This is a genomic window from Ruegeria sp. CF8, from assembly GCF_056537285.1.
Genome location: NZ_JBQFRG010000003.1, coordinates 501,377 through 510,287 on the forward strand (window position 1 = coordinate 501,377; position 8,911 = coordinate 510,287).

Genomic DNA, 8,911 nt, shown 5'->3' on the forward strand with positions numbered 1-8,911 from the left:
AACCCGTGTCTTGACTACTCACAACGCCGTCTCACCTTTTCCAGTGTAAAAAAGCAATACCGCAGAACTACCAGATTTTCAAATCGCTCACCCAGTGTCTCATTGATTTTGCACCAGATTTTTTTCACGATAGACCTAAGTTATGAGCGCACGGTCGTTTCGAAATGATCCTGCCGAGCTTGTGGAGGTCTCGTTCATCGCCTTGGTCCGTAGACTTGCCAATTGCGCAGATCGGAGGAAAACATTTGAAAGCTCTGTCAAAAATGGACGGCCAGTCCTTGCGGGCGGTATTGCGGAACGAAACGGACGTCTTGCACAACAAACTGCACGCGCAATTCAGTTTCGCGGCGCTGCTCGACGGTACGCTACAACGGTCTGAATATCAGGCGTTAATTAAACGCTTGCATGGGTTTTATGCGCCATTGGATGATGCGGTCTTAGCGGCGCTGGCCGACGATGACGTTTCGACACCACCTTTCTGGTACGAGAAAAGATCGCGCCTGATTGCGCAGGATATCCGCGATCTGGAAGTTGACCACGACAACGTTTCGACCGGTCCAACCTGCAGAGAAATTGCCGAGGTTGTGACACCGAAAACGGTAGGTGGTGTGCTTTACGTCGTTGAGGGTGCAACAATGGGCGGGGCGCTCATCAACAAGGCCGCGGAAAGGCTTCTGAGCACAGACAATACACTTGGCAGAAAATATTGGGACTGGTGCCGAGTCGAAGGCCGAAACCGGTGGCGCATGACCCTGCAATATCTGGACCACCTGCAGTTTTCCGCCAGTTCGCTTGATGATCTTGTGTCTGGCGCAAAGGACACGTTTCGTTTGCTGGACGACTGGCTTGCGCCACTGGATCCGAGACCCAAACAGGGAGCGGTTTGATGTCCAATGGCGTCGATCTCAGCACGTGCGACCGCGAACCGATCCATCTGATCGGGGCTGTTCAGCCTCATGGCGCGCTGGTTGCCCTATCGGAAGAAACCCTGGAAATCGAATACGCCAGCCAGAACACGTACCTGTTCGTCGGTGCTGCGGCAGAAGCCATTCTGGGCAGGCATATCTCCGAGCTGATTGGCGACGAAAACACACGGCGATTGCTTGAATTGCCATTGGAGCCGTCCAACCCGGAACTCCTCAAGCCTTGGTTCTTCAGCATCGAAAGCCAAACGGGCGATGCGCTTCGCGTCGAGTGCTTTCCGCACAGATATCGCGGCCACATAATTCTGGAGTTCGTCGAACCCGAACCAAGCCCAACTGCCGTTTGGGAAGACGAAATTCTGCGGCAGGGCATCATTTCCGAACTCGTCAAACCCGGCGTTCTGGTCGAGATTGCCGAAGCCAGTGCCAAGATGATCCGAGATGTGACCGGTTTCGACCGCGTCATGATTTACAAATTCGCCGAAGACAAACACGGCGAAGTCATCGCCGAGAGCACAAACCGACCGGACAGCTTTCTGGGCCTGCACTACCCCGCGTCTGATATCCCTGATCCAGCGCGCCGACATTTTACTTTGAATGTCATTCGCACCATCCCCGACATAAACGGCACACGCATCCCGATCGTCTCCCGGTCAGGTGAGGTGGCCAGCGAAACGTCTTCTCGTCCACTTGATCTGACGTACTCGAAACTGCGCGCAGTGGCTCAGGTTCATGTCGAGTACCTGAACAATATGGGTGTTGGTGCCAGCCTTTCGATTTCGCTGGTGACAAACAATGAACTTTGGGGGCTGGTCGCCTGCCATCATTACGGCAAACGCCTCGTGTCCTCCAGCAGACTGCGATTTGCAGAGCTTCTGGCCAGCACGACCTCTGCCCTGCTTCAAAGCATCGAAAACACAAACCAACTGAAAAAATGCATTACCGCGGAAAAGACCGCATTCCAAATCGAACAGCGCGCGCGAAGCGGAGCTGCTTTGAGTGATCTGGTCAGAGATCAGGCCGAAGCCTTGATGGAGATGATAGACGCCCAAGGCTTGGTTCTGGTTCTGGGTCGCACAGTCACCACAGTCGGTTCGGTACCATCGCATCCAATCGAATTTCAACCTTTACGCGCACATTCCAATGACGGTGTTGCAACGTCCTCGCATCTGTCCTCAATGACGCAACTGAATGATGAGCAAATCGAACAGGCAGCCGGCGCAGCGTTTCTGGAACTTTCGGAAGATGGGAAAGACTATCTGGTTCTCCTGCGTTCGGAATACGTCCAGACGATCAGTTGGGCCGGGAAACCCGAGAAGATTGAAACACAAACAGATAAAGGTGCAACCCGCCTTTCACCACGCGGCTCATTCGCGCTTTGGAGCGAGGAGCGACGCGGACAAAGCAAACCTTTTGACGCCATGGACCGGGATGCCTTGCGCATCCTACGGCGTGCGCTTTTTGCATTGAACAGTCTGGAACATGAACAGGCCGCGTTAGAGGCGCAGAAGAAAGCAGAAGCTGAGAAAATCAAGTTGCGCCATGCTCTGCTTGACGCAGCTCGGGCCAGTTCGATGGGGGAATTGGCCTCGGCCATCGCACATGAACTCAATCAACCCCTTACGGCGGTATCGAACTATGTAAACGCGTGCCGTCAAGAGTTGGTTCGGTCCGGCGTCGAAATTCCAGAGCCCGCCCAAAACCATATTGATATGGCCGTCAACGAGACAGCGCGCGCAGGCGAATTGGTTCAACGCATCAGAAATTTCATTTCCAGCGGTGATCTTAACACTGACCTCATTGACATCAACAAAGTGATACAACAGGGGCTGGATCTGGCATTGGTCGCAAGCGAGCTTCCTGACCTGCAAGTGACCACCCATCTTGATCACGGTTTGCCTAAGGTCGTGGGAGACCCGGTTCAACTATCGCAGGTAGTCCTCAATCTGGTGCGCAACAGTCTTCAGGCCATGGAAAACCGTGAAGACCACCGGCTGACCATAGAAAGCAAGAGGCTGGGAAACCATGTTCAGGTCGTGGTTCGGGATTCCGGGCCCGGGATTCCTGATGAGATACAGGACTTTCTTTTCGAGCCACTACGCGCAACGACAACAATGGGCATGGGTATTGGCTTATCTTTGTGCCGTTCTATCCTTGAAGCACATGGCGGAAAAATCTGGGTTGAACCCGCGCCCACCGGTGCGACTATGGTCTTCAACCTACCGCTGAATGAGGAAGCAAATGTCTACCAAGCTCAATGACATGCTGATCTACGTTGTAGAAGACGATACGGCAGTCTTGAACTCACTCTGCGCTGTCCTCGAAGCCTACGGATATCAAACAGAGCCTTTGACATCAGCTGAAGCTTTTCTTGATCAGTTCGACAGGCATGCAAATTCCTGTCTCATTATGGATCTTCGACTGCCGGGCATGAGCGGGATGGAACTACTTAAGCATCTGAGCGAAACGGATGCGCGCTGCCCAGTTATCGTAGTCACAGCGCATGGCGACGTACCTGCCGCTGTTCAGGCCATGCGGCTGGGCGCCGTTGACTTTATCGAAAAGCCACCGCCCGTTGAACAAATTCTTGAGGCAATCAAATCGGCTGAAACCAGTATTGCCAACAAGCCGATTTCAACTGTGCCAAAGAAAATCGTAGAAGAGCGCCTGTCGAAACTGACGGATCGCGAACATCAGGTTTTGCAGTTGCTTCTTGAAGGCAAGCTCAACAAAGAGATTGCCGGTGAACTCGGGCTTAGCCGTCGCACGGTTGAAGTTCACCGATCCCGCATCCGCGAAAAAATGCAGGCACGCGGAATCGCAGACCTCATCAGGATGACGGAATAGAGCGACGGCTACACTTGTACGTATTACTACGTAGTGGATCACCACAACTACCGGGCGACCCGAAACCTACCTACCCTAATGCTCACCGCAACTTAGGGGAAAGAACGTGCCAACTGACGCAAGTCAGCCTTTTGACGGCAGCACGCAGCATGGTCCTGCACCCAACGGAGCATCAGGTGCTACGACTTACCTGATTGAGTTGGATGCTGAGCTCGCCGCCGCGGCCGAAGGATGGCGAAAAGCAAACAGGATTAAATCAACGAATGAAGCTCTGTCCGAGCTCGTTCGCCTTGGGTTGCTCAGCGAAATTTCTCAGTTGCACGATCTGGTCGCCTCAATCAGAAACTCGATAAAGAAATGACCTTTCTTCCAATGCTTGGAAGCAGTTCCCAAGTTATTGTCAGTCGTTGATAGTACGACGCCTTTGCAGTGATTTTTGCCCACTCCCGGATTTCATTCTGAGTTGAACCTCATTTTGTAGATTTCGGATGGTTGCTGTGAAACAGACCAGCTTAGGTTTTCTCTTTCAAGGCCGTTGTCCGATCTACCCAGAGCAGCAACGCAAAAGCACCACCCAATGCCAACACAGCCGCGGCCAAGCCAAAAATCAGAATGCCCGAAACCTGATCCATTTCCATGACGATCAGTTTTCTGACTACGGCCAAAATACCGATCATCAACACGATCCTGACCTGCTCATAGCCCTTGCTGCCCATTACCATAAGATGCACGGAATGCGCCAACTCCAGCGCAATAATAGCCCCGAGAAGTAGTGCAAAAAGCTGTTGTAGGTCCTCATATGACACCTCCGCACCTGATGAGGTCACAGCATTTGCGATCTCCCTCAGGAAACTGCCGGTCGCAAGCAGGATAACAACCATGGTGCCAAGTAGCAGGACAACGGCCACTGCTGACGAAAAAATTCCATACGCTTGGTTAACAATATTGCGCATACCGAAGAAGTAATTCGGAATGCTTAAAAGTCATCCAAGGGCCGGAATTCCCCTGACCTATTCCCGTGCCAAGAGAGACGGGAGTCCGATGAGGTCAAAAAGTCGACGGAAGACCCAGATTCTGCTCGCGAACTCCTATTGAAAATCATAAGAATTGAAATCGGGCGCGACTTGCGGTCTCAAGTATTTCTCCGGGAGTTTGTCATGATCCCCGAAGAAAAACCCGACCCCGCCGTGACGCGAAAGGCAACGGCCTTCGGCTGAACAGCCAGAGCGTTTCAGCAAGGTACTACATTCACAGAGTTCCCGACAAAGGTCAGGCTCGGCGTTCCTCTGCACGTTCGCTTGCTGCAAAGCCGAGAATGCTGCATCATCAAACAAGTGAAGCATGGCTTCACCATCAGGTAGAGACGATTGCTACATATGTGCTACGCGCCAATATCACCCTTAAAAAACAAATATAAAACAACACTCTACGATCAGTCGCACAAATCCATCATGGGTGCCACGCTTAAACGCGCTGCTTTTTGTGCGTTATTTTTCAAAGCGCTAGCTCCACACAGCTTTGAACTTCTTTGTGTACAAGCTCCTTGGGTTTCGCTGTGTTGCCGCAAACTGTCCAGGGATCTCGATTCGAGTGTCCTTGGGGTGTAGCACATCCAGAAGCCGCGAACAGCAGACGGAAAGCCGCTGAGTCCCGGGCCTTGTGATTGGCCATGCTTCTGAGACGTAAATTGAAGTCGACACCAAACTCTTGATGCGTTTCGCGTTGGTTTGTGTCAACCAGCAAGCCTTTGCCCACAGGAACTGTGCGGGCAAAGCTCTCTATTCCGTACCGCTTAACCTACGAGCACGCTCAAATGCCCCTTGTTCTTGGTTTGTGTTTTCCGCAGCAGAGTTTTGATCGGAAAGCTCTTCAAGTCGTAAACCGTATGTCGCCGGAACAAGTTGACCGGCGCGTTTCATGCCTTTGAACCGGGCATGCATGGATCGCTTTTTGGTGACCTGATGGGGTTGAGTTTTGTTCATGTAGTTGATATCGACCTCCCCCCCAGCGGTCAGAAACCCATCTGCGATAGCAGCCTGCAACAGCGCTTCACCCCGAACGCTTCGGGTGATGACGGAATTGGTACCGGGATCAGTTTTTGAAACTTCGCGATCCGGTGTGGCAACGGGCCATGTATCAGCGGCGGCAATGTCTGCGGCCTCGCCGATACCATCCGGGCAAACCTTGCACCGAAACGGCAGCGACCAGGCGCTTTCGTCTTCTCCCCAGAAATCGAGATAATGGAAATCCCGCGTGTCGCCATCTGCGGTCTTGATCGTCGTTGGCCCCGGACACCCGCGCCCGCGATAGCGCAGCGCGGTCACCTGCTCACGCTCAATCCCGTTGTCAGCCAGAAACCGGCCCATCGCCTTATCCGGCATGAAACCGCCGCAGACCATCGCCATCATGTATTTGATCAGCCGGTTCACACGCGCGTCCTTGTGCGCGAGATTGCGGATCGCGTTCAGATCACAAGGCTTTGCCACAACAGCAAAAGGCTCTTCACGGTCCAAAGCCGCCCCAAGTCCGATCAGCGGCGCTGTTGGTCCATAACGAGACCCTGCCCCGCCCAGCACCTCTTCCAGGGTTGTGGAAATCGTCGCCATACCAAAGGTCGGCTCGTCTTCCGAGGCTTTGACATGCAGGATGAACGAAACCCGACCCGAGTGCAGGAGGTATTGCGCCAGCGCGGTTAACACACCGGCTGTTGAGCCTTCATACCTGGTGTTGGCCTCAGACGCCCAAGCAAGCGACAGGCTGTGATATGGTCCCCAGACCAGATCATGGTGCGGGGCTGCCTTTTCGTCTTCGGGTGGAATAGCCTCACAGCGCGTTCCGGGGCAAATGTCGTACACAAGGTCGACATCCGCGTTGGACAGCTCCCCTTGGATCTTGGGGCGCAGTTCACCATCCCGCGCCTTTTCCATTTGCAGTTTTTCGGATCCGAGCACGGATTGGCACAGACCGCAGCCTATGCACAAACCGTCCTTCAGAATCTTGTCGAAACGTGTGTTCGGGTCCGTGTGTGTCATTCAAGCCCGCCCCAAGCCACGAACGGGCCGTTGCGGTAGTTCATTTTGCCGAACATGAAATCGGTTTTGTCCGGGTTGGTGACACGTCCACCTGCGGCGGCAAGAACCGCGTGGCCAGCGCCAGTATCCCACTCCATCGTCGGCCAGAAACGGGGATAGACGTCCGCTTCGCCCGCCGCCACCAGACAGAACTTGAGCGACGATCCGATCGAGGTGGTCTGGTCGATCCCATGATCGCTCAGCCAGGCGTCGGTATCGGCATCCCGGTGCGAGGCGCTGGCCACTGCAACGGCTCCGCTTTCCGGCACGTTGCGCACATTGATTTTACGCGTCACTCCGCCACTGGTTTCTTCAGCCTTGTGTCCGACGATACCAACAAACATACGATCCAGCGCCGGAGCGTACACAACGCCAAACACCGGACGGCCTTTTTCGATCAGCGCGATATTCACCGTGAAGCTACCCTTGCCGTCGCGCTTGAGGAACTCCTTAGTGCCGTCCAGCGGATCGACCAGAAAGAATGTCTCGGGGGCGGCCAGCGCATGGCTGGACGCGTTTTCTTCCGAGATCACGGTGATGTCCGGGGCGGCGGCGTGAAGCGCTGGGAGTATGATCGCCTCTGCCGCCGCGTCCGCCTCGGTGACCGGAGAGCCATCGCCCTTGTATTCAGCCTCGGCGGGTTTCTGATAGACCTCCATGATCTTCGCCCCCGCTTCGCGGGCAACTGGAACCAAAGCGGCCTTCAATACATCCAGATCCATCACCTGTCCTCTCACCAGCTGCCCGAGATCAGGCCCATCTGCTCCAGCTTCAGGATCACCTGATGGGCGCAGTTGTCCACATCCGTGCCCTGAGTTTCGATGCGTAATTCCGGGTTCTCCGGCACGTCATAAGGGTCTGAGATGCCGGTGAACTCCTTGATCTTGCCCTCGCGCGCCAGCTTGTACAGGCCCTTGCGGTCACGGCGTTCGCATTCCTCGATGCTGGTGGCCACATGGATCTCCACGAACGCTCCAAAAGCTTCGATGTCCTCACGCACAGCCCGACGGGTGGTTGCATAAGGGGCGATCGGCGCGCAGATGGCGATACCGCCGTTCTTGGTAATCTCACTGGCCACATAACCAATACGGCGGATGTTCAGGTCGCGGTGCTCTTTCGAGAAACCCAGTTCCGAGCTGAGGTTCTTGCGCACCAGATCCCCGTCCAACAGCGTCACCGGACGACCACCCATCTCCATCAGCTTGACCATCAACGCGTTGGCGATGGTCGACTTACCCGAGCCCGAGAAGCCGGTGAAGAACACGGTAAAGCCCTGCTCGGCCCGCGGCGGTTTGGTTTTGCGCAATTCCGCGACCACTTCGGGGAAGCTGAACCATTCGGGAATCTCCAGACCCTCGGCAAGACGGCGCCGCAGTTCCGTGCCGCTGATGTTCAGGATCGTCACCTTGTCCTTATCTTTGATCTCGTCATTCGGCTCGTACTGGGCGCGTTCCTGCACATAGACCATGTGCTTGAAATCGACCATTTCACAGCCGATCTCGCTCTGATGCGCGCGATACAAATCTTGCGCGTCGTACGGCCCGTAAAAGTCCTCGCCCTGGCTGTTCTTACCCGGGCCAGCGTGGTCACGGCCAACGATAAAATGCGTGCAGCCGTGGTTCGCGCGGATCAACCCGTGCCAGACGGCCTCGCGCGGGCCAGCCATTCGCATCGCCAGGTTCAGCAACGACATCGAGGTGGTGGACGCGGGATATTTGTCCAGTACCGCCTCGTAACAACGGACGCGTGTGAAGTGGTCCACATCGCCCGGTTTGGTCATGCCGACCACCGGGTGGATGAGAAGGTTGGCCTGTGCCTCTTTGGCCGCGCGGAAGGTCAGTTCCTGGTGCGCGCGGTGCAGCGGGTTGCGGGTCTGGAAGGCGACAACTTTCTGCCAGCCGACTTTGCGGAAATAGGCGCGCAGTTCGTTTGGCGTGTCACGACGGGCTTTAAAATCGTAATGCACCGGTGGCTGGATGCCCGTCACCGGACCGCCCAGATAGACCTTGCCGGCCACGTTATGCAGGTAGTTCACAGCCGGGTGCGCGTCGTCATCGGCACCAAACACCT

8 protein-coding genes are annotated in these 8,911 nt (G+C 55.0%); 4 read left to right on the top strand and 4 right to left on the bottom strand.

Going from position 1 to position 8,911, the window contains the following annotated elements; all coding sequences use genetic code 11:
- Nucleotides 1–245: 245 nt before the first annotated feature.
- From ACR0EV_RS10400 to ACR0EV_RS10415, 4 genes are all read left to right on the top strand, one after another.
- Nucleotides 246–887, top strand: a complete 642-nt coding sequence (locus tag ACR0EV_RS10400) for a biliverdin-producing heme oxygenase (protein WP_480799993.1) — start codon at nucleotides 246–248, stop codon at nucleotides 885–887.
- Complete coding sequence (locus tag ACR0EV_RS10405; RefSeq protein WP_480799994.1) at nucleotides 887–3,184, top strand: ATP-binding protein; 2,298 nt, start codon at nucleotides 887–889, stop codon at nucleotides 3,182–3,184. Before ACR0EV_RS10400 ends, ACR0EV_RS10405 begins: the two co-directional genes overlap by 1 nt.
- 1 nt (nucleotide 3,185) lies before the next feature.
- Nucleotides 3,186–3,770 (top strand): response regulator transcription factor, encoded by a 585-nt coding sequence (locus ACR0EV_RS10410; protein ID WP_480799995.1) that lies wholly within the window; start codon nucleotides 3,186–3,188, stop codon nucleotides 3,768–3,770.
- Between the two features lie 106 nt (nucleotides 3,771–3,876).
- Nucleotides 3,877–4,131 carry a hypothetical protein gene (locus ACR0EV_RS10415; protein ID WP_171327819.1) on the top strand — a complete coding sequence of 85 codons (255 nt, stop codon included), beginning with the start codon at nucleotides 3,877–3,879 and terminating at the stop codon, nucleotides 4,129–4,131.
- A 151-nt stretch (nucleotides 4,132–4,282) separates the two neighbouring features.
- On the opposite strand, the gene ACR0EV_RS10420 is transcribed toward ACR0EV_RS10415, so the two are convergent.
- From ACR0EV_RS10420 to ACR0EV_RS10435, 4 genes are all read right to left on the bottom strand, one after another.
- The gene (locus ACR0EV_RS10420; RefSeq protein WP_171668552.1) at nucleotides 4,283–4,723 is read right to left on the bottom strand and encodes a phosphate-starvation-inducible PsiE family protein; all 441 of its coding nucleotides are present in this window, start codon (nucleotides 4,721–4,723) and stop codon (nucleotides 4,283–4,285) included.
- An 825-nt stretch (nucleotides 4,724–5,548) separates the two neighbouring features.
- The gene (locus ACR0EV_RS10425) at nucleotides 5,549–6,802 is read right to left on the bottom strand and encodes a Coenzyme F420 hydrogenase/dehydrogenase, beta subunit C-terminal domain (protein WP_480799996.1); all 1,254 of its coding nucleotides are present in this window, start codon (nucleotides 6,800–6,802) and stop codon (nucleotides 5,549–5,551) included.
- Nucleotides 6,799–7,563, bottom strand: a complete 765-nt coding sequence (gene cysQ, locus ACR0EV_RS10430; RefSeq protein WP_480799997.1) for a 3'(2'),5'-bisphosphate nucleotidase CysQ — start codon at nucleotides 7,561–7,563, stop codon at nucleotides 6,799–6,801. The genes ACR0EV_RS10425 and cysQ overlap by 4 nt, the downstream gene beginning before the upstream one ends.
- Before the next feature lie 11 nt (nucleotides 7,564–7,574).
- On the bottom strand, nucleotides 7,575–8,911 hold a 1,337-nt coding region (locus tag ACR0EV_RS10435), incomplete at its 5' end, for a bifunctional sulfate adenylyltransferase/adenylylsulfate kinase (RefSeq protein ID WP_480799998.1).

What these genes read in the sequence shown, in the direction of transcription:
- ACR0EV_RS10405 (WP_480799994.1), top strand. Translation starts at nt 887, where the DNA reads ATGTCCAATGGCGTCGATCTCAGCACGTGCGACCGCGAACCGATCCAT.
- ACR0EV_RS10410 (WP_480799995.1), top strand. Translation starts at nt 3,186, where the DNA reads ATGCTGATCTACGTTGTAGAAGACGATACGGCAGTCTTGAACTCACTC.
- ACR0EV_RS10420 (WP_171668552.1), bottom strand. Translation starts at nt 4,723, where the DNA reads ATGCGCAATATTGTTAACCAAGCGTATGGAATTTTTTCGTCAGCAGTG.
- ACR0EV_RS10425 (WP_480799996.1), bottom strand. Translation starts at nt 6,802, where the DNA reads ATGACACACACGGACCCGAACACACGTTTCGACAAGATTCTGAAGGAC.
- cysQ (WP_480799997.1), bottom strand. Translation starts at nt 7,563, where the DNA reads ATGGATCTGGATGTATTGAAGGCCGCTTTGGTTCCAGTTGCCCGCGAA.